This window comes from Aquirufa nivalisilvae, assembly GCF_004307455.1.
Lineage (GTDB): Bacteria > Bacteroidota > Bacteroidia > Cytophagales > Spirosomataceae > Aquirufa > Aquirufa nivalisilvae.
Window position 1 is genome coordinate 626,630 of record NZ_SEWX01000005.1, and the last position, 19,927, is coordinate 646,556.

General features: G+C 37.3%; 15 protein-coding genes. 5 read left to right on the forward strand and 10 right to left on the reverse strand.

The features are described 5' to 3' along the window. Positions 1–9: 9 nt before the first annotated feature. Genes EWU22_RS09590 through EWU22_RS09600 form a run of 3 tightly spaced genes read left to right on the forward strand, consistent with a single transcriptional unit; the run spans position 10 to position 6,001 of the window. The gene (locus EWU22_RS09590; protein WP_130925349.1) at positions 10–1,404 is read left to right on the forward strand and encodes a sialate O-acetylesterase; all 1,395 of its coding nucleotides are present in this window, start codon (positions 10–12) and stop codon (positions 1,402–1,404) included. A 29-nt stretch (positions 1,405–1,433) separates the two neighbouring features. Beyond that, positions 1,434–3,914 carry a PIG-L family deacetylase gene (locus EWU22_RS09595; protein ID WP_130925350.1) on the forward strand — a complete coding sequence of 827 codons (2,481 nt, stop codon included), beginning with the start codon at positions 1,434–1,436 and terminating at the stop codon, positions 3,912–3,914. Continuing rightward, a complete protein-coding gene (locus EWU22_RS09600) occupies positions 3,911–6,001 on the forward strand; it encodes a penicillin acylase family protein (protein WP_130925351.1) in 2,091 nt (696 codons plus the stop codon). The genes EWU22_RS09595 and EWU22_RS09600 overlap by 4 nt, the downstream gene beginning before the upstream one ends. 122 nt (positions 6,002–6,123) lie before the next feature. On the opposite strand, the gene EWU22_RS09605 is transcribed toward EWU22_RS09600, so the two are convergent. The 4 genes from EWU22_RS09605 to EWU22_RS09620 are packed head-to-tail and all read right to left on the reverse strand — an operon-like array spanning position 6,124 to position 9,974. Beyond that, on the reverse strand, positions 6,124–6,966 hold the full coding sequence (locus tag EWU22_RS09605) for a 3-hydroxyacyl-CoA dehydrogenase (protein ID WP_130925352.1): 843 nt from the start codon (positions 6,964–6,966) through the stop codon (positions 6,124–6,126). A 1-nt stretch (position 6,967) separates the two neighbouring features. Continuing rightward, entirely contained in the window at positions 6,968–7,993 is a 1,026-nt protein-coding gene (locus tag EWU22_RS09610; RefSeq protein ID WP_130925353.1) for a phosphotransferase family protein, read from the reverse strand. Beyond that, positions 7,990–9,201 (reverse strand): acyl-CoA dehydrogenase family protein, encoded by a 1,212-nt coding sequence (locus tag EWU22_RS09615; protein WP_130925354.1) that lies wholly within the window; start codon positions 9,199–9,201, stop codon positions 7,990–7,992. Before EWU22_RS09615 ends, EWU22_RS09610 begins: the two co-directional genes overlap by 4 nt. Before the next feature lie 5 nt (positions 9,202–9,206). After that, complete coding sequence (locus EWU22_RS09620; RefSeq protein WP_130925355.1) at positions 9,207–9,974, reverse strand: glucose 1-dehydrogenase; 768 nt, start codon at positions 9,972–9,974, stop codon at positions 9,207–9,209. 110 nt (positions 9,975–10,084) lie between these two features. Here EWU22_RS09620 and EWU22_RS09625 point away from each other — a divergent pair, with 110 nt between their 5' ends. Further along, positions 10,085–11,050 (forward strand): zinc-dependent alcohol dehydrogenase family protein, encoded by a 966-nt coding sequence (locus EWU22_RS09625; RefSeq protein WP_130925356.1) that lies wholly within the window; start codon positions 10,085–10,087, stop codon positions 11,048–11,050. 155 nt (positions 11,051–11,205) lie between these two features. Here EWU22_RS09625 and EWU22_RS09630 read toward each other — a convergent pair whose 3' ends face one another. Together EWU22_RS09630 and EWU22_RS09635 are read right to left on the reverse strand one after the other, a co-directional pair. Next, a complete protein-coding gene (locus EWU22_RS09630) occupies positions 11,206–12,390 on the reverse strand; it encodes an alpha/beta hydrolase family protein (RefSeq protein ID WP_130925357.1) in 1,185 nt (394 codons plus the stop codon). Positions 12,391–12,412: 22 nt separating this feature from the next. Then, on the reverse strand, positions 12,413–12,793 hold the full coding sequence (locus tag EWU22_RS09635; protein WP_130925358.1) for an iron chaperone: 381 nt from the start codon (positions 12,791–12,793) through the stop codon (positions 12,413–12,415). A 185-nt stretch (positions 12,794–12,978) separates the two neighbouring features. Here EWU22_RS09635 and EWU22_RS09640 point away from each other — a divergent pair, with 185 nt between their 5' ends. Beyond that, positions 12,979–15,003 carry an LTA synthase family protein gene (locus EWU22_RS09640; RefSeq protein WP_161566826.1) on the forward strand — a complete coding sequence of 675 codons (2,025 nt, stop codon included), beginning with the start codon at positions 12,979–12,981 and terminating at the stop codon, positions 15,001–15,003. Here the strand turns inward: EWU22_RS09640 and EWU22_RS09645 are convergent. The 4 genes from EWU22_RS09645 to EWU22_RS09660 form a co-directional block, all read right to left on the reverse strand. Then, positions 14,977–16,113 carry a hypothetical protein gene (locus tag EWU22_RS09645; protein WP_231962872.1) on the reverse strand — a complete coding sequence of 379 codons (1,137 nt, stop codon included), beginning with the start codon at positions 16,111–16,113 and terminating at the stop codon, positions 14,977–14,979. The genes EWU22_RS09640 and EWU22_RS09645 overlap by 27 nt on opposite strands. A 68-nt stretch (positions 16,114–16,181) precedes the next feature. After that, entirely contained in the window at positions 16,182–17,420 is a 1,239-nt protein-coding gene (locus EWU22_RS09650; protein ID WP_130925361.1) for a YaiO family outer membrane beta-barrel protein, read from the reverse strand. A 193-nt stretch (positions 17,421–17,613) separates the two neighbouring features. Next, on the reverse strand, positions 17,614–18,465 hold the full coding sequence (locus tag EWU22_RS09655) for a ThuA domain-containing protein (protein ID WP_130925362.1): 852 nt from the start codon (positions 18,463–18,465) through the stop codon (positions 17,614–17,616). 75 nt (positions 18,466–18,540) lie between these two features. Further along, on the reverse strand, positions 18,541–19,914 hold the full coding sequence (locus EWU22_RS09660) for a M20/M25/M40 family metallo-hydrolase (RefSeq protein WP_130925363.1): 1,374 nt from the start codon (positions 19,912–19,914) through the stop codon (positions 18,541–18,543). Positions 19,915–19,927: the final 13 nt, after the last annotated feature.

Here is a 19,927-nt window from a genome sequence, read left to right on the forward strand (position 1 = left end):
AGAACAAGAATGAAAAAGATATTTTATTCATTGGTACTTTGTTGCGCTGGCTTTATTGCTCGCGCTGATGTACAATTGCCTGCTATCATTGGAGATCACATGGTCTTGCAGCAAAAAAGCAAGGTTACCTTGTGGGGTTGGACTACGAATCCAACTGAAACGGTTAAGATCAATGTGGATTGGGATACAACTCATTTTAAAGCCAAATCGGTTTTAGGAAAGTGGAGTATTCAAATTCCTACACCTGCTGCTGGAGGAAACCATCAAATTGAATTTCAGGGAAGCAAAAATTCCATAAAAGTCTCCGATGTGGTATTTGGAGAAGTTTGGGTTTTCTCTGGTCAAAGTAATATGGAGTGGAGTGGGGATCAAAATCTCCAAGAAAGCTTGGATGAAATGCCTAATGCCAACAATAAGGATATTCGATTTTTCTATATTCCGAAAGCTACATCTTCATATCCACAAGAAGATGTCAGAGCACATTGGGTAGTCTGTAATCCCGAAGCTATGAAATCCTTTTCAGCCATTGGTTACTTTTTTGGTAAGGAATTAAACCAAAAGTTAGGCGTACCTATGGGATTAATTAATTCCAATTGGGGAGGAACACCCGCAGAAGTTTGGACTCCTGAGGATATATTAGCAAAAAAATCTAATCTGTGGGAAGCCGCTAAACAATTGAGACCTAATTCTTTTTGGTCCGTTTATCCCGGCTTAAATTACAACGCCATGATTGCGCCTATCACTTCTTATACCATTGCAGGAGCCTTGTGGTATCAAGGAGAAAGTAATGTAGGACAATATAAAACCTATGCCGAACTAATGGAAACCATGATTAGCTCATGGAGAACAGCATTCAAGAATAACTTTCCGTTCTATTTTGCACAAATTGCCCCATATTCCAAATATGGAGAAAATAATTTTGGAGCTAAATTGAGAGAAGCTCAAACGAAAAATTTGGGCATAGAAAAGACTGCCATGGTGGTTTTGAGTGATTTAGTTCCCGATGTGAGCAACATTCACCCAACACAAAAAATTGAAGTCGCACATCGTTTCGCCAGTTTGGCATTAGTGAAAAATTATGGCCAAGAAGCTGGCCCTATCTTTTACCCTAAATACGACAGACATCGAGTAGAAAAGGGCAAAATCCGCATTTATTTTAGAGAATTAAATGGCAAATTAGTTGCCAAAGGTGGAGATCCATCTCATTTAATGATTGCAGGAGAAGATCAGAAATTCTATCCAGCCCAAGGCAAAATTGATGGAAATACACTTGTCGTTTCATCCCCAGAGGTTCCTAATCCAGTAGCTGTTCGATATTCCTTTACCAACGATGCCATACCTAATTTATTCAGTCGAGAAGGATTACCTGTTAATCTTTTCCGTACTGATAATTGGGATAATTAAACAAATCAACAAAAGCCTATTCTATATCCATGAAAAAAATCTTTCTTTACTTATTAGCCTGTAGTAGTTTTTCAAGTTTTGCACAGCAAACCAACGCACAATTATATGAGGATTTACAATCCATTCAAGTTTTAGGAACCGTTCTGCACGTAGCAGCGCATCCGGACGATGAAAGTACACACATGTTGACTTGGTTTGCTCAAGAACAGCATTGGGAAGCCAATTATTTCTCCTGTACTCGAGGTGATGGAGGACAAAACTTAATTGGAGATGAACAAGGCGTTCCATTGGGTTTATTAAGAACTCAAGAGTTGCTTGCCGCTAGAAAAATAGATGGAGCTCATCAATATTTTTCTCAAGCTTTGGATTTTGGCTTTTCTAAATCCACGGATGAAGCATTAAGTACTTGGAATCATGAACTAATCTTGTCCAACCTGGTCTGGGTAATTCGGAAACTACAACCCGATATTATTTTCACCAGATTCCCTCCTGATGCTCGAGCTGGCCATGGACACCATTCAGCATCGGCAGCCTTAGCCATTGAGGCATATACTGCAGCAGCTGACCCTAAGCGCTTTCCTGAGCAATTAAGCAGGGGAGTGCAAACCTGGCAAGCGAAACGCTTGCTTTGGAATACATTCCGTTTTCCTGGCTCAGCGAATAATACCATCAATGAAAACCAGTTTAAAATCCAAATTGGAAATTATTTGCCAGCTCTTGGCGTAAGTACTGGTGAATTGGCTGCTTTAAGTAGAAGCCAACACAAGTGCCAAGGCTTCGGATTTGCTGCTGATAGAGGATTAAGCACCGAATACTTTGAAACCTTAGCAGGAGAGGCACCAAAACAACAATTGTGGGATGGTGTTTCGACTTCCTGGTCAAGAATCCCTGGTTCAGAATCAGTAGAAGCTCAGTTGAAAGATATCATTCAATCATATCAGTGGGAAAAGCCTTATGCCAGTGTAAAAGCCATGATTGCTTTGAAAAAATCCATTGAAGCTCTACCAAAATCGACCTATCAGCAGAAGAAACTGGTTCAAGTCAATAATTGGATTTTGAAAGCCGCAGCTTTATATGTTTCAGGAACGACTCAGCAAAGCACCATTGCGACGGGTGATACCATGAATTTCAAAACTGAAATTATTTTAAGAAGCCCATTGACATTAGAAAATGTTCAAGTAAAAGTACTTCAAAAAGACACCACATTTGCTGGTAAAATAAATAGCTCAAGAAAACTTATATGGACATCTAAAATACCTGTAAATCAAGCTTATACACAACCATATTGGTTACAAAAAGCAAGAAATTCAGGCAATTTTGTAGTAGAAGATCCTATGAAAATTGGACAAGCTGATGTAGATCCAGCTGTTACTGTTCAACTAAGCTTTCAATTAGAAGGTGAAACTTTTCGTCTAGAAAAATCCATTCAACAAATGTTTGTGGATCCAGTAAAAGGAGAGATTTATCAGCCTATTGCCATTACTCCTAAAAGTGTTTTCTCGTTAAGTTCTAACGTACTTTTATTGCCCATCGGCTCTAAAGCAAATAAAAATACCTTGGTGAATATTACTGCGATGTCAACGATAAGCCCAGGTAGTGTCCAAATTAAAAATGAATTAGGAGAAACCTTGGCCAATATTTCATTGGAAAAAGGATTAAAAAAAGGGGAGAAAAGATCCTTTGACATATCATTTCAAGAATCTTCTTTGAAAGGAACTGGAAAAATTCATCACCAATTATCCTTAGCTTATTCCACGGAGAAAGGAAACTGGATTGACTCTTTAGAACTTCACACCATTGAATATGCTCATATTCCAACACAGCGATATTTTACTGGAGTAGGTTTGGATATAATTCATAGCCCAATTCTTAGTAAAGGGAAACGCATAGGCTACATTCGCGGGGCAGGAGATAAGGTTCCTGAAGCTTTATCGCAAATGGGCTATCAAGTGGACTTCTTGAAAGAAAGTGATTTGAAATTTGAATCTTTAAAGAAATATGATGCCGTCGTGACTGGGGTTAGAGCCTACAATACGGAAGATTATTTAGGCAATGCTCATCCAGAATTGATGAAATACATCGAGAATGGAGGGAATTATGTAGTTCAATATAATACTGCCAGTTTTTTAGGTCCAATGAAGTCTCAGATGGCTCCTTATCCATTTCAAGTGGGACGCTCAAGAATTACTCGAGAAAATGCTCAGCCCGAGTTTTTACTAGCTAATCATGCTGTATTTAATCAACCCAATAAAATCTCAGTCGATGATTTCCAAGGTTGGGTACAGGAACGCAGCATTTATTTAGGAGAATCCAATGATCCCCATGTAGAATTTCCATTGGGTTTTACAGATCCAGGTGAAAAACTTGAAAAAGGAAATATTGCTATAGCCAAATATGGTAAAGGTCGATTCATTTATACTGGACTAGTTTTCTTCCGTGAATTACCTGCTGGCATACCAGGAGCATATCGCTTATTTGCTAATTTAATCAGTAACCCCAATAGTAAATGAAAGTAAGCATTTCAGGAATAGCTTGTCTCGCGTTTATGTTGATGGTTCACGTCAATGTCATCGCGCAAACCTATTCTTTTCCCATTATTAGAACAGAGAAAATTCAAATTGCGAGGGATTCCTATGGAGTCCCTCATATTTTTGCCCCAACGGATCCAGAAGTAGCCTATGGATTGGCTTGGGCACATGCAGAAGATGATTTTAAGACCATACAAACTTTAATTCTAACTGGAAAAGGCAAATTGGGTACCTATTTAGGAAAGAAAGGGGCACCCGTGGATTATGTATTTGGCCTTCTTCAAACTAAAAAATTGGTGGAAGATCAAATTAGCACGATGGACCCAAAATTCATTATGCTAATCAAAGGATACTTGTTAGGTTTAACTGCCTATGCAGAAGCTCATCCTAAAGAAGTCTTAAATAAACATGTTTTTCCTATCAGTGTAGAGGAATATTTATCCACCACCGTTTTTTCAGTAGCCGTATTTTGTGGAGTAGAAAGGACATTACCTAAACTTCTCAATGGTAGTATTGCCACTTTACCAGGATTTACAGGAGAAGGAAGTAATTCTTTTGCCATTCATTCCTCTAAATCCGAAAGTGGCGAAAACATGCTAGTGATAAATGCGCACCAACCTATTGAAGGAGCTACCGCTTTCTATGAGGCACATTTACAGAGTGAGGAAGGCTGGAATATGTTAGGTGGCTTATTTCCTGGTGCCCCATTAATTTTTCACGGAACTAGTCCTAATCTAGCATGGGCGCATACGGTCAACTTTCAAGATAAAATAGATGTCTATCAATTAAAAACCGATTCTAAACATCCAGGAATGTATCAAGTGGATGGCGAATGGTTGCCTTTGGAAAAAAGAAAAATCAAACTAAAAATCAAAGGTCTTCCAATTTCTATCAGCAAAATGGCTTATCGTTCCATCTACGGACCAACCGTCAAGGGCCCACAAGGGGCCTATTTTTCGATGCGATTACCCTCTTTGATGGATTCCAAAGCGTTGGAACAATGGTATCACATGAATAGAGCCAATAATTTCGGTGAATTCAAAAAAGCCTTGGAAGAAAACCATTTGGCCATGTTTAATATACTTTATGCAGACAAAGAAAGTAATATTTTCTATGTTTCCAATGGTAAAATACCCTTTCGGAATCCAGATAAACAGTTTAATTGGGCATCTACTATAGCTGGAAATACCAAATCCAGTTTGTGGACTTCATTTAAACCATTTTCTGCTTTACCACAATACCATAATCCTAAAAGTGGATATTTATTTAATACCAATCATTCTCCCTTCTTGGCAACTACAGATCAGGAAAATCTGAATCCCAAGGATTTTGATGCCAATGATGGCTATGAATTATATCACAACAACCGAAGTGCTCGAGCTAAGGAATTATTGGATGCGGAGGATAAAATCAGTTACACAGAATTAAAGCGGATCAAATTTGACAGACAATTACCGAAGAAGATCTTGTTTCCTTATGGATATAAAGCTGATTCCTTGTTTTTGCTAAATGCTGCCCAATATCCACATATTCAACCATTGATTGAGAAATTACAAGCTTGGGATCATGTGGCCTCACCTGAAAGTCAGGGAGCATTGATTTATTTGATGGCGTATTATCAAGTGCCTAAAATCATGGCAGGTCGACAAGATCAAACTTTGACTTCAGCGGAAGCAGTTCAAGTATTTGAATATATTCAAAAGACTTTAATGCAACATTTCAAGCGTACAGATTTGGCACTAGGTGATGTACAACGACTTGTTAGAGGAAAAGAAAATTGGGCACAAGGGGGTATGCCCGATGTTTTAGCGGCTGTTATGTCCGTTGAGATGGAAGGTGGAAAAAGAAGAATGAATAGTGGAGATGCTTATATCCAATTTGTACGATTCCCCAAAGATGGAGGACTTCCGTTTATTGAATCAATCAATACTTTTGGTGCAAGTTCTAATCCTACTAGCCCTCATTTTGCTGACCAAAGACCTCTTTACCAAGCTCAACAAGTTAAGCCAATGACACTAGATAAAAAAACGGTGCTTGAACAAGCGAAGAGGGTGTATCATCCGGAGTAATTAATGAAGAATGTAGAATGTAGAATGTAGAATGCAAAATGTAGAATGTAAAATAGCTGCTTATTTAGATATTTCTCTTCATTGTCTAGGAAGTAATAATTCTACATTCTTCATTCTACATTCTAATACCTATAAAACCCTTCTCCTGATTTTTCACCTAGTTTTCCAGCATCTACATAGGTTTTTAACAAGGCAGCAAAGGCTTTCGAATTAGCATCTGGTAATTGATGGGTGACATGCCAAGCTGTATCTAAACCAATGGAATCCAAAATGGCAAAAGGACCCATAGGTGCATGAAAATTCACCATCCAAGATTTATCGATGTCTTCAATCGTTGCCACTTCATTCACCAATAGTTTTCCAGCAGCTCCCAAAAACGATAATAACATGGCATTAAACAGGTAGCCATGATTTTCTTTTTTAACTAAAACGGGTACTTGTTTGAGTCTCTTCCCAAAATCATCCAAAATGGGTATTAATTCAGCATCAGTTTCAGGATGCGGCATAATGTCCACGATTTTCGAATAAAATACATCGTGAAAATGAAAAGCGCAAAAACGGGTGGGGCGACCTGTAAATGCAGCCAAAGAGGAGGGGAGTAGATAAGAAGTATTAGTCGTAAATATCGTTTTTTCAGGAGCAATTTGTGCCATTCTTGCCCATACTTGTTGTTTGAGCGCTAAATCTTCCGTAACAGACTCTGAAATGATATCGGCCTCAGCAACTGCCTCCTCATCATTTAATGTATAGCTCAATCGATTTAAAGCTGCGGCTATTTCATCTTTTGAATATGTTTCAGCAGCAAAAAGTCCCTTAGCAATCTTGGAAATCATCTTTTGAGAAAGAATAAATGATTCCTCTTTGATGTCATAAATTTTAACCCAAAAACCCGATAAAGCAGCTTGAAAACCAATTCGGCTGCCAAGAGTACCTGCACCTAAAATACATACATATTTGATTTCCATATTAAATCCGATGAGTTAGAATACTTTGAACAGCTAATTTTCCACAGGCTTTAACAACGTGAATCAATGCCGAAAAGCGAGGATCAGGGGCAAAACCTTGTACATGTCTTTGGTAAATTTGTTGAGCAATTACACCTACTTTAAATAAGCCAAAAGCATAATAAAAATGTATATTATCTAGATTCAATGCACTCTTTTGAGCATAATATTCGATTACCTCCGCACGAGTAAAATTCCCTTCTGCATAGGATAAATTGAACATTTTTAAAATCTCAGGATCATTTGCCTCCGCCCAATAGGCCAACACTGTTCCTAAATCCATTAATGGATCTCCCACAGTGGCCATTTCCCAATCAAGTACTGCTTTAATTTCTGGTTGCTCAAAATTGGATAAAACCAAATTATCGTATTTGAAATCATTATGAATGAATCCAATATGCTCTTCAATAGGAATATGATCTTGTAACCAAGCTGCCAAATGATTCATATCCAAGATTTCTTCTGTCTCGGCCTTGGAATAGCGATCTGCCCAACCATGAACCTGTCTGGCAACAAATCCTTCTGGCTTTCCTAAATTTCCCAAACCAGATTTCTCCAGTTCCAATTGGTGTAACTCCAGCAATACATCCAATGATTTAGCTGAAAGCTGTTTAAAAAAATGAGGCGTTAGATGGTGCCCTTCCGGCATTTTATTGCGTAAAATAGGACCCTCTACATGTTCCATGATGAAAAAAGGTGCATCCCAAATGCTCTCGTCCCCACAACAGAGAATAGGTTTAGGTATTTTCTGATATCCTGCTCTTTCTAAGGCTTCCAAAATTCTAAATTCTCTGGCCATATCATGCGCTTTGGATATTTTCTTTCCCAAAGGTGGCCTCCGCAAAACCCATTTTTTACCAAGAGCTTCTAATCCAAAGGTTAAATTTGAGAAACCTCCTTTAAATGGCTTTAATTGAATTTCTGATATGGGAACATGTAAATGATCCGATAAGTATTCCAATAAGGAAGAATTGGCTAAATCGTTCATCGAGCGGCATAAGATTGAATAATTCTTTTCGCTAATACAGTCTTATGAACTTCATCTGGACCATCATAGATTTTTGCTCCTCGTTCATGTCGATACCAAAAAGATAATATGGTATCATCCGTGATTCCCAGTGCACCATGCACTTGAATTGCTTTGTCAATCACTCGCATCAAGACATTAGAAACATAAAACTTGATGGTAGAAATGTCCTCTTTGGCAGCCTTAGCACCATATTTTTCAATCAAATAGGCTGTTTGCAAAACCATCAAACGAGATGCCTTTATTTCTGCAGCACTTTCAGCAATACCATGCTGAATGCTTTGTTGATCTGCTAATACATGGTTTGGATTTAATTCCCTAGTTGCAGCTCTTTTGCATGTTAATTCCAACACCCTTTCACAGATTCCAATCCAGCGCATACAATGATGTATTCTACCCGGTCCTAATCTTTCCTGAGCTAAAGCAAAACCTGAGCCAGCTTCACCGATAAGGTTTGATTTAGGAACTCGACAATCCTTAAATTCAACTTCTCCATGAGATAAATAATCTTCTCCGACATCGCCCATGATAGGAATATTTCGAATCAGACGGTATCCGGGATTATCTAATGGTACTAAAATCATACTGGCCCTTTGATAAGGATTCGTATTGTCAGGATCCGTCACAGCCATCACTATAGTAAAATAAGCTCCGTCGGCAGAAGAAGTAAACCATTTATGTCCATTTATGACATATTCATCTCCATCCAATTCGGCTCGGGTGGAAAGGTGAATTGGATTACTTCCTGCATGCTCTGGTTCCGTCATGGCAAAACATGAACGTATTTCTCCTTTTTGTAGTGGATGCAGGTACCTTGCTTTCAATTCTTCCGAGGCAAATCGGTGCAGCAGTTCCATGTTTCCAATATCTGGAGCCTGACAATTGAACACATAATGTCCAATGGGACTTTGACCTAATACTTCCGAAATAGAAGCAAACTCCAATAGACTAAGGCCAAATCCCCCTTCCTTTACAGATAGGTGTGGCGCAAATAATCCTTCCATCTTAGCTTTACGCCTTAATTCATGTAAAGCTGATAAATGAGCCTTAAATGAACCATAAATCGCGCCTTGTTCTAGCGGTCTAAGATGTTCTTGGACAAATTGCTGGTAACGAGGCAAAAGCTTGGAAACTCGTTCTGATAAAAATATAGATGGTATTGATTCCATAGGGTTTAAATCGTAAATCCGCCATCGGCAGTTAAAACGGTGCCTGTTGTATATGAAGATGCCTCAGAAGCCAAATAAAGAGCAGCTGCGGCTATTTCATCAGGTTTACCCACGCGCTTGATAGGTAGGCTTTTCATCATGTGTTTTAATATATGTTCATTATCCCAAAGTGCTTCTGAGAATTTTGTTTTGATTAATCCAGGACAAATAGTATTGACACGAATGCCATGTTCTCCCCATTCCTTGGCAAATACTTCTGTCATGGAAATTAAGGCGGCTTTACTGACACTGTATATACCTAAACCTGGCTCTGGAGATAATCCACCAATGGATGAAATATTAATCACTGAAGCGCCATCAGATTTTTTAAGGTATGGAAAGCAGATCTTCATCAATTGAAAAGGAGCTTTTAAATTCACTTCAATGATTTTATCAAAGGCTTCTAAGCTAGTATCTTCAACAGGACCAAAAACTGGATTTGTTGCGGCATTATTTACCACGATATCCAATTGCCCATACAGCTCGATCGTCTGATCTACCAAAGCTTGTAATTCATCCATATGTCCTACATGGCAGGCAATTGCTTCCACCAACAATCCTTTTTCTCGAAGCTCTAATGCCATCTCATCCAAAGACTCTTGTCTTCTGCTACTAATGACCACTTTGGCGCCAGCTTGAGCAAAAGCCTCCGCTATACTTAAACCAATGCCTTTACTAGCTCCTGTGATTAAAGCGACTTTTCCCTCCAAGGAAAATAAAGTAAATGGGTGCATAAATAATATTTTGTTAAGAAACAATTTAAGCATTCTAAGCAAGACTTAGATAGTCTTTCAATGATTTTTTTTATATTCCTTTTTAATTCTTCTTACCAATTTATAGCGAAATGAAACAAGTCATTTTTGAACAAACTGGATTACCGAAAGATGTACTAAGATTGGTCGATGCACCTATGCCTGAACCCAAAGCTCATGAAGTTAGAATTCAAGTGCTAGCTAGAAACATCAATCCATCTGACATCATGTTTATTCAAGGTCGATATGGCATTCAGCCGAAACTACCAAGTAGTGCGGGATTTGAGGCTGTCGGAATCATTGAAAGCACCGATAGCTTGAAAACGTATCCTGTGGGTACTCGCGTATTATTTACGGCTTTAGGTACTTGGAAAGAATATGTTTGCGCCCCAGTCAACTCTGTGGTTCCTGTTCCTGCCAATATGTCAAATGAAATTGCATGTCAGGCTTTTATCAATCCATTAACAGCCTATGCCATGTTAGAAGAAAGTGGATTGAAAGAAGGTGATAAACTATTGATTACAGCAGGAGCGTCGGCTTGGGGTAAATTAGTGATACAAATGGCCAAACAAAAAGGTATTTGGGTAGCAGCTACCGTTCGACAGGATTCTCAAAAGGAGCTTTTATATCAAATGGGGGCTGATTTGGTAATTAATACGGATAATGAGAAAGTCGGTGGTATAATGAGAGAAAATGCTCCCCAAGGAGTTAAAGCAATTTTTGATGCGGTAGGAGGAGAATTAGCGGGCAAAATCCTATCTAGTTTAGAAATAGGAGGGACTATGTACGTATTTGGCTCTCTTAGTTTAGACAACATTCCATTGAACTCTGGACTTCTCATTTTTAAAAACCTGACGATCAAAGGATTTTGGTTAACTAGTTGGATGGAAAACACTAGTCCACTAATGCAAAAAACAGCTATTAAGACTGTTTTTGAGCACTTGAGTAAAGAAAGTATTCAAGTTGACGTAGCGAGCTCTTACCCATTAGAAAAATTCCAAGAAGCCATTCAAGCTTATGAAACTCCCGGAAGGAATGGGAAGATTCTTTTAATGTAGAATGAAGAATGTAGAATTGTTATTTATCATACATAGAAAAGAAAGACATAATTTACCCGTTATTCTTCATTCTTCATTCTTCATTCTTCATTCTTCATTCTCCATTCTTCATTCTCCATTCTTCATTCTCCATTCTCCATTCTACATTCTTCATTCTACAACATCGCCATCACCGCATCATCTCCTCGCAGGGCATTGGATGGAATAGGATGCTGGGCATTGAAAACACGAAGTTCTTGATTCGTTAAAATGACCGATTTATTTTCATCCACTTCCCCTTTTTTATTTAAGATAAGGCTCATATCCAAACCTAAGTGCTTAGCTAAAAAAGGATATAAGGCCAATCGCTTATTCACTCCATAATCGTGCACATCTTTGGCTAGGTGGACATTTTCTACTAAAGTCTCCTTTTGAAATAAAGAATAAATATGTTTGATAAAAGGATATTCCACATTCGGAGTGTTCTTTGTCCAATCTGCCCCGTCTGAAATCAACAGCATGGGTCTTGGAGCCGTAAGAGAGGCTATTTCCACGTTATTGGTTTGATATTCTCCTTTTTTGTGAATGGGCATTCCACTTTCACAATTACATCCTCCAAAGAAATGAGCAGAAACCATCACGCATGGTACAGCTACTTTAATTCGCTTATCTAAAGCAGCTAATAAAAAAGTCTGCGTGCCTCCACCGGATTCACCTGTCATGCCTATACGTTCGGCATCTACTTGAGGTAAATTCATCAAAAAATCCAAGGCCCGTGTACCATTGATTGTCTGCAGCTTGAGTGACTTCTTGATATTATGTGTGCATTGTTGAGAATCACCATATCCAAGCATATCATATGCAAATACAATGGCACCCATACGGGCAAGCGTAGCACATCTCCTTTGAGTTTGTTCCCTAAATCTTCCTTCTGCTGCACCATCATGTCCATGTGTACATAAAATTCCAGGATAGCTTTTACCCGAAACTAATTCAGCAGGACGATATAAATTCCCAGTTACATAAAAACCTGGAATACTTTCAAAGGCTACATTTTCAATGGTATAACCATTGTATTCCTTTCTACTATGAATTATTGGTGTGGATTTTGGCGCTGCTGGCATTTTGTTCAACTCCATTCCCACTTTGATCTGCTTAATGATTTGTTCTGAACGCTTATTCCATGCCTTAAGACTAGCAGGTATATGTTGTTCTAAAAATGCTTTCCCTTCGGCTTCTGTAAAATAGCCTCCTCGACAAAGCTCTGGTTCATCTCCCAAAGCCCAAGTAAATGACGATAGGCTAGCTGCTCCCAGAATAAGTCCGGCAGATTGAATAAAATGTCTACGATTTATTTTCATTGTTTATGATAGGTTTAAATAACTATTTTGATTTTTTCATTTTTATTTGAAGCTCCATCTCTTGAATTCGAAATTGTATCATTTCCCGAATTAGCCCTTGGGGCAATTCCTTGTTCATAGGAAATTGGATGGTGCCTTTGGACATGACATAATTTTTGGATTGATCCTGAAAGGCTTCAATGCAACTAGCATGAGGAAACAAGCTAATATGGTCCTTAAATGCTCCAAAATAAGCCACAATCTTCCCTTTCAATTTGAATGCGGGCATATGGTAGGAAATCACTTCAACAGCCTCGGGGATTAATTGCTGCATGATCTTCCGAATCACTTGTAAGCGATCATGTTTATCAACATCTTGAGATTCTATATAATGGTCAATGGATTGATATGCCGTTTTATCCATGATATATTTTTTCCAAAATGTAAAGAAAAAATAAAATATATCTATCCCAATGAGATAATTATCTTCTAAAAATGAAAGCTTATTGAAGCTCGTGATTTATATTTACTTAACACTATGATAAATTCAAACCATTTAACTAGTGGTAAAAATTAAGTATCTCGACTATGAATTCCTTGTTTAAAAACATGAAAGATCAAAAAGCTAATATTTTGTTGCTTTGTCATTTATTTAGTCGCTTAGCTCTAGTTTGGTTATTTTCGATGTTTTTCTTGAGTATTTTAGAAATCGTCATTAATAGTATCAATAGACAGTATCCTTCCCAGATATTTCAAGTAATTATATTTGCCTTTGCTAATGATCTCATTTTTTGGATATCTGATCTTTTTGGTTTATTCTTTATCTTCTTAGTTGTTTCCTATTTTTCTCAAAAATTGGCCATCATCATTGGCCAAACTTGCCTGATGGTATTTTTTGCCATTCAATTAGCCTTAATGGATTATTTCAATACGGCACTTGTTCCATTAGGTTCTGACTTATTCAGCTATTCATTGACAGATATACTGCAAATTATTGGATCTACTTCTGGTTTAAACATCATTATCCTATTACTATTTTTTGGATTATTAGCCTTGCTTTTTGTTGTTACTAGGTACCTGTTAAACAAGCTACAACTTAGACCATTCATGGCTATTGGTTTTCCTTTGGCATCTATATTTCTCTATTTTACTCCTTTGTATTCCATTGGGTTTAACATGCCAACTGAATATGAAAACAACTTAATCAAAAACAAAACAGCTTTTTTCTTATCATCAAGTTCAGAGTATTTTTTTAACTCCAATGAAGAAATAGATATTTATTCCGATGCTTATATTGGAGATTTTGATGGGATAGCTTCAACGGTAGCTAAAATGGAATATCCTTTTGAAAATCAATATCCATTTTATCACAGTAATGTTGCTCCAGATGTATTATCTCCTTTCTTTCAACCACTAAAAAAACAACCTAATATCGTGATTCTACTTGTAGAAGGATTGGGGAGGGCATTTACAAATGATGGAGCGTATTTAGGGAATTTTACGCCATTTATTGATTCGCTTGCAGGAAAAAGCTTGTATTGGAAAAATATACTGAGTGCTGGAGGTAGAACATTCGCTGTACTTCCTGCATTAATGGGATCTATGCCCTTTGGTAAAAATGGCATTTTGGAAATGGGAAATGATATTCCTAAACACCTTTCCTTATATACTATTTTAAAAAGAAATGGATATCAAACTTCATTCTACTATGGAGGGAAAACGGAATTTGATGGAATGAAATCCTATTTGGATAACAATCATGTCGATCAAATTATAGAAGAAAAATCATTTCCAGCTGGATACACCAAGTTACCTGCTACGGCACAAAATTTCACTTGGGGCTATTCCGACGATCAATTATATCAATTATACTTTGAGAATAGAAGTAAATCTACCTTAAAAAAACCTGAGCTAAATGTCATTTTGACGATAGCTACACATGATCCCTTTTTAATTAGGAATCAGGATAAATACATCCAAATGGCGAAATCTAGGATGAAACAAATAGGTCTAGATGAGAATAAACAAGCTGAATACAACAATTTCTTGAATCAGTTTTCGAGTATTATGTATGCAGATGAATCAATAAAAAAGTTTATCCAGACCTATTCCAAACGAGCTGATTTTGCCAATACGATTTTCATCATAACGGGAGATCATCGATTACCAGAAATACCTATGAGTACCAAAATAGATCGCTACCATGTCCCACTGTTAATTTATTCACCCATGTTAAAGCGAACGGCACAATTTGCTTCAGTTTCAACTCATTTTGATATAGCGCCAAGTTTATTAGCCACCTTAGAAAAACAAATCAATATAAAACTCCCTAAAGCAGGTAATAGCTGGATAGGAGATGGACTTGATACCATCAAAACATTTAGGAATATCCATCATTATCCACTCATGCAAAATAAATCAACTTTGGTTGACTTTGTCATGAACGACTATCATATCAATGGAAATAGCCTCTTCAAAATCACTGAAAACATGGAAGAAAGCCCAATAAGTGATGATATAAAACTGAATCAATTAAAGCAGGCTTTTAATCAATTCAAGAAGAAAAATTCTCAGGTAATTCGGGGTGTAAAAATTGTTCCTGATTCACTAATTAGCCGATACGGAATTAATTGATGCTTTGGGTTTATTGACGGCATCATCCAGAATCTGATTCATTAAAGGGCGATAAAACTCCCAAAAAAAACTTTTCCTTTCCATAGGGTCTCTATCATTGTAAAACAAGAATTTAAATGTTTCGATCCCCTTAAAATAGGAAGCTGACATGTGGATGGGGTTATCACAAAAATCCCCTGAAAAATAGAAAAATGGAGAATACCCAGATTTGGCCATGATCACAGCAGGAAAGGTAGATGGAATACCATTACGTTTTAATTCTGCCAAACCTGTAGCGTTCGTTTTTAGAGAAAATTCAGATAAAACAACGTTAATCCTTGTATCAGGAACAATCACATCAAACCAAAATGGATATTTTATTTCATTTGGCAAACCAAACTTCACTTGCCCCAATTCACTACTTCGAATAAAGGGAATTGGATTAGTTAAATGATTCTGATCTTCTAGAACAATAACTTGTCCTCCTTCTTCATTGACAAATGCAATACCTGATTTTTTAAAGTTCCATTTGACTTGATGGGAAGCATTGTAATTCTTAATCATCCAATGCGGCAATTCCAAATTCACGGTGGTATCTAGGTTATCAAAAAAACGCGCAGTCCATCCAGTCCACCGCATTCCAAACATCGATTCAAATTTCTCTCGATTCTCTTTAGTGGTTGGAGAGCCTATGGTATTAAATTCGGTGATAATTAACTTTCTCTTTTCCTTCATTAGTTGAAGAAAATCTAAATCCTGCTTACTTAATCCACCATATAGCATTCCAAAACCAACTGTTTCTCCTACATTTTTATGATACCATTCTTGTTTATAAATGCCATAAGTATCTGTAAAATACGCCATATCTGCATCCTCACTTAATTGACGCAATTGGCTAGAAGAAAATCTTTCTAGTCCCTTAATTCTAAATTTATCATTGTCTTTTGGAAAAAAACCAAAATAATCATGATCAATCTGATATCGATCTGCATTCGTTTTTGTCAACCTTTTTTGATTCAATAACCAGGTAAACGAAATATGTTCATCACCAGCTGGTGTTAAAACCGATTTATCGACAATTGCAGCCACCCATTTAGTGGAAGGTGTAAAAAACCAAAATAAAAACATCATTAAAGGAATTAGCCAAATCAGGCTAATGATCCAAAAAAATTTATTTTTAAATCTTTGCTTCATTATATCTAAAATCTACGAATGTATCCAACACCCAATTCAATGGAATTACCTCTTGTATCTCTCTGGTATTCTTGATTTGTCCAACTAGCTTTTAAATTGATGATATGAAATGAATTAATGGATCGTCGGTAAGCCAAGGTCAATCCATTAGATTGTAATTTATAGGAAGAAGCATTGATTAAAACAATATTCCTTTGATCATCAGGTGAGAGTCCGGTACTTAGGCCTAGGCTCAAAAAATCGTCGGTTCCACCTACGTAATACCGAGTGGTCAATGTAAATGATTGTCCTACTTGGCCAGAAGATGGGGTGAGATAAGTTCTCAAGTTAAACCAAAATGATTTGACATATTTCCCCAAAGATGCGGTATAAATCCAGGTATTATCTCCAAACTGTAAATAGCGAAAACCAGCTTCGGCTTCCATGCTTTTGGGTAGATTAGCATAAAGAGAAAAACCAGCTCTAGTTTGAGGAAAAACGCCTAAGTTAGGTGAATAACCTCCACTTATATAAGCCATAAAGGTATTTGACAAACGAGGGTAGGCATCCACTTCATATTGGACCCCATTACCATTAAATCGATTCGCATAGTTGATTCTTCCAATAATTGAACCAAAAGAAGTTTGTCTACTGTAATCTAAACTAGTCAAATGCCAAGGATCTGCAAATTGCTTATCAAAGGACACAAATGTGTAATTAACCCCAATTCTGTTGGTTGCACTATTTTCACGAATTCTCGTTGCTAATGCACGAGCCTCGGTTTGATTAGGATGCTTAGTCAATACTTCTGAGATTACTTGATCTGCTTCTGACCATTTTTTTAAATCATTCAGAAATTTCGCCTTTAAAATAGCCAAATCGACAGAATTTGGGAATAAACTCATCCCTTGATTACATATACTAAGCGCTTTTTCCGTATCATCATTCCAAAACTCAAGATTGGAATAAGCTATATAAACATCTTCCACCTGAGGATTTAACTTGATAATCTTATCAAATTCAAGTCTAGCACTATCAGCTTGCTTTTCCCAAGTGTAAATTCTGCCTAGGAAAATGCGAATTTCAAGATAATCAGGAGATTTTAATATCGCAGCTTTGGCCAATTGCTTCGCCAAAGTATATTGTTTATGATCAAATGCCGCCGTCCTTGCTTGACTAAATAAATCATCTGAATTTTGGGCAATAGAAATTTGCGAGCCCAAAAGAAATATAAAAAACAAGGAAATTGATAGTTTTATAGACATACAGGAACGAATTTGTATTTCTATAAAATTAAAGAAAAAAGAAATAAACTAGGTATAAATTATTAGAGATTAGTTATAAGAAAGTGCTTACTATCCTGAGTGAACGAGTACATATTCATAAAATGGCCATCGTCATTCAAGCATTCCCCATTTACAATTAACAATTCACCATTTACAATTAAAAATTCCCCATTTACAACTTATCATTTACCATTAATTTATCGTCTTTCCCTGTGGAAAATGCTTTGCTATAATCAATTCCTTGATGTTGATTAGCAATAAACTTAATCCCTTGTAAAAGATGTTTTCTATATAAGGGATTCTGGTAATCCGCTTTTGCATGACCTAAGGTAGTTACCCACACATGTCCTCCTTGGAAATTCTGGTACCAAACAGCCGGAAAATAATCTCCAAAAGTTCCTGCATTTTTAAGAATTAAATCCGATTGCTTTTTATCCAAAGTGCTTACATCATGCATCATCAAAACACGGATACCGGGGTACATTTCTCTTCCAAAATAACACTCATCTTCTTTAGTCCATACACTTGGAATTCCCTCCATTGCAGGATGCTTAGGGTCAATATTAATTAATGAAAATTGTTGGAAATTAGCATGCCAAGTAAATGTTTCACCAACCATCATTTTAAACCACGCCCATTTTCTTTCTGTACCCGTCACGGAATGTACTCCAACAAAACCTCCTCCAGCTTCTATATAGCGCCTAAATGCGACACGCTGTTCATCCGTAGCAAATACATCATTGTTGGTACTCGTAAAAATGAGTAATGTGTACTTTTTCAAATTTGCCTCTGAAAAGACCGCAGGATCATCAGATACATCAACAGTAAATTTATTTTCTGCACCTAGCTCTTGTATACAGGCTACTGCAGAAGGGATATTATCATGCACATAGCCTACACCGTTCTTTGTATAAACTAAAACCCGACTGTTCTTCAATTGATTTTTTTGAGCCCAAACAGGAGAAAGGCTGAAACTAAAAATGAAGGCGAGTAATAACAGGCGATGATAGACTGACTTTTTCATATTGTTTTATTTCAATAAACTACATCTAAAACCTAAATGCACTTCATTTTTACTCAAAATTGATTTGTTTAAAATTTAAGGATTGGTACCATGTTGGTCAATCAAATAAATAATAGCGGCCATATTAACTGCCCCCAAAAGCAATTCTCTTTTATTCACATTCTCAAATACATCGGTTTTGGCATGGTGTAAATCAAAATACCGTTGACTATCAGGTATCAATCCCGATAAAACGATGGTAGGATTCACTTTAACCAAAGGCCCAATATCAGCACCTGTTCCTCCCAAAGTCAGTTCACCTCCAAATGGCTTAAACAGGGGAGACCATGCTTGAAATTTCTTCCACTGTTCTTTGGAGCAGCTAATTCCTATGGATCTTGGCGTAAATCCACCTTCGTCACTTTCCAAAGCATAAATGTGTTTCTCTTGATTCATTTTTGCTTGATTGGCATATTCATTTCCTCCTCGCATACCATTCTCTTCATTGGCAAATAAAACAAAACGAATCGTCCGTTTCGGTCGATAGTTGATGGCTTTCATTGTCCTAAGAATTTCCATGGTTTGCACAATACCCGCACCATCATCGTGGGCTCCCTCATTTATATCCCAACTATCCAAATGACCACCAACGGTAATAATTTCCTCTGGAAATTCAGAGCCCTTTAATTCAGCTACTACATTGTTTTCATCAGCATCGGGTAGGAAAAATCCATAAGTCTGTAACTGAACTCGAACCGTCGATTTTTTACATAATTCATACAATTCCTTGGCATCTTCAGGCCCTAAAGCGAGTGCTGGAATTTTGGGATAAGCCTCATCGTAGACCATACTACCTGTATGCGGCTCATTGTCGGTAGCTGTACTTAAGGAATGAATCATGACACCCACAGCTCCGTATTTAGCGGCACGACTAGGTCCAACCCGACGAAATACGCCTGATTCAGCATAGGCTCTAAAAGTCTGGAATTTGGTTGGGTCAAATACACTATGAAAGTAAACCACTTTACCTTTGATATCATCTTTCCGTTTTTCCATTTCATCGAAACTCGCAAAAGCTATGACTTCCGCTTCAATTAAACCATTGGATCCTAATGAATTTCCTAATGCAAGTGCTTTCATAGGACGCAATTGAGCTTTTCCATTGACGGCAGAAATAGCTGCAAAATCATTTCCACCTCGCTTCCAATTAGGGGTTTTTACTGCTTGGAAATAGACTTTATCTACCTGAAAAGCTTCTAAATTTCTTTTCCCCCAAATGGCAGCATTTTGTTGCTGGGGTGATCCAGCTAAACGACCTCCAATTTGTTTGGTTAATTCTCTCAATAAATCATAGGCTTTCCCATTCCTCATGATTTCATCGGCCATTTTCTTAATGTTCAAGCTATCTTGAGAAGATTGGGCTGTAGCAAAAAAAGGAACAGTAAAGAGTAAAATAAGTAGTTTGCGCATAGATGAATTCGTT

Coding starts and splice junctions, on each gene's coding strand:
- EWU22_RS09590 (WP_130925349.1), top strand. CDS start 10: ATGAAAAAGATATTTTATTCATTGGTACTTTGTTGCGCTGGCTTTATT.
- EWU22_RS09595 (WP_130925350.1), top strand. CDS start 1,434: ATGAAAAAAATCTTTCTTTACTTATTAGCCTGTAGTAGTTTTTCAAGT.
- EWU22_RS09600 (WP_130925351.1), top strand. CDS start 3,911: ATGAAAGTAAGCATTTCAGGAATAGCTTGTCTCGCGTTTATGTTGATG.
- EWU22_RS09605 (WP_130925352.1), bottom strand. CDS start 6,966: ATGGAAATCAAATATGTATGTATTTTAGGTGCAGGTACTCTTGGCAGC.
- EWU22_RS09610 (WP_130925353.1), bottom strand. CDS start 7,993: ATGAACGATTTAGCCAATTCTTCCTTATTGGAATACTTATCGGATCAT.
- EWU22_RS09615 (WP_130925354.1), bottom strand. CDS start 9,201: ATGGAATCAATACCATCTATATTTTTATCAGAACGAGTTTCCAAGCTT.
- EWU22_RS09620 (WP_130925355.1), bottom strand. CDS start 9,974: ATGCACCCATTTACTTTATTTTCCTTGGAGGGAAAAGTCGCTTTAATC.
- EWU22_RS09625 (WP_130925356.1), top strand. CDS start 10,085: ATGAAACAAGTCATTTTTGAACAAACTGGATTACCGAAAGATGTACTA.
- EWU22_RS09630 (WP_130925357.1), bottom strand. CDS start 12,390: ATGAAAATAAATCGTAGACATTTTATTCAATCTGCCGGACTTATTCTG.
- EWU22_RS09635 (WP_130925358.1), bottom strand. CDS start 12,793: ATGGATAAAACGGCATATCAATCCATTGACCATTATATAGAATCTCAA.
- EWU22_RS09640 (WP_161566826.1), top strand. CDS start 12,979: ATGAAAGATCAAAAAGCTAATATTTTGTTGCTTTGTCATTTATTTAGT.
- EWU22_RS09645 (WP_231962872.1), bottom strand. CDS start 16,113: ATGATGTTTTTATTTTGGTTTTTTACACCTTCCACTAAATGGGTGGCT.
- EWU22_RS09650 (WP_130925361.1), bottom strand. CDS start 17,420: ATGTCTATAAAACTATCAATTTCCTTGTTTTTTATATTTCTTTTGGGC.
- EWU22_RS09655 (WP_130925362.1), bottom strand. CDS start 18,465: ATGAAAAAGTCAGTCTATCATCGCCTGTTATTACTCGCCTTCATTTTT.
- EWU22_RS09660 (WP_130925363.1), bottom strand. CDS start 19,914: ATGCGCAAACTACTTATTTTACTCTTTACTGTTCCTTTTTTTGCTACA.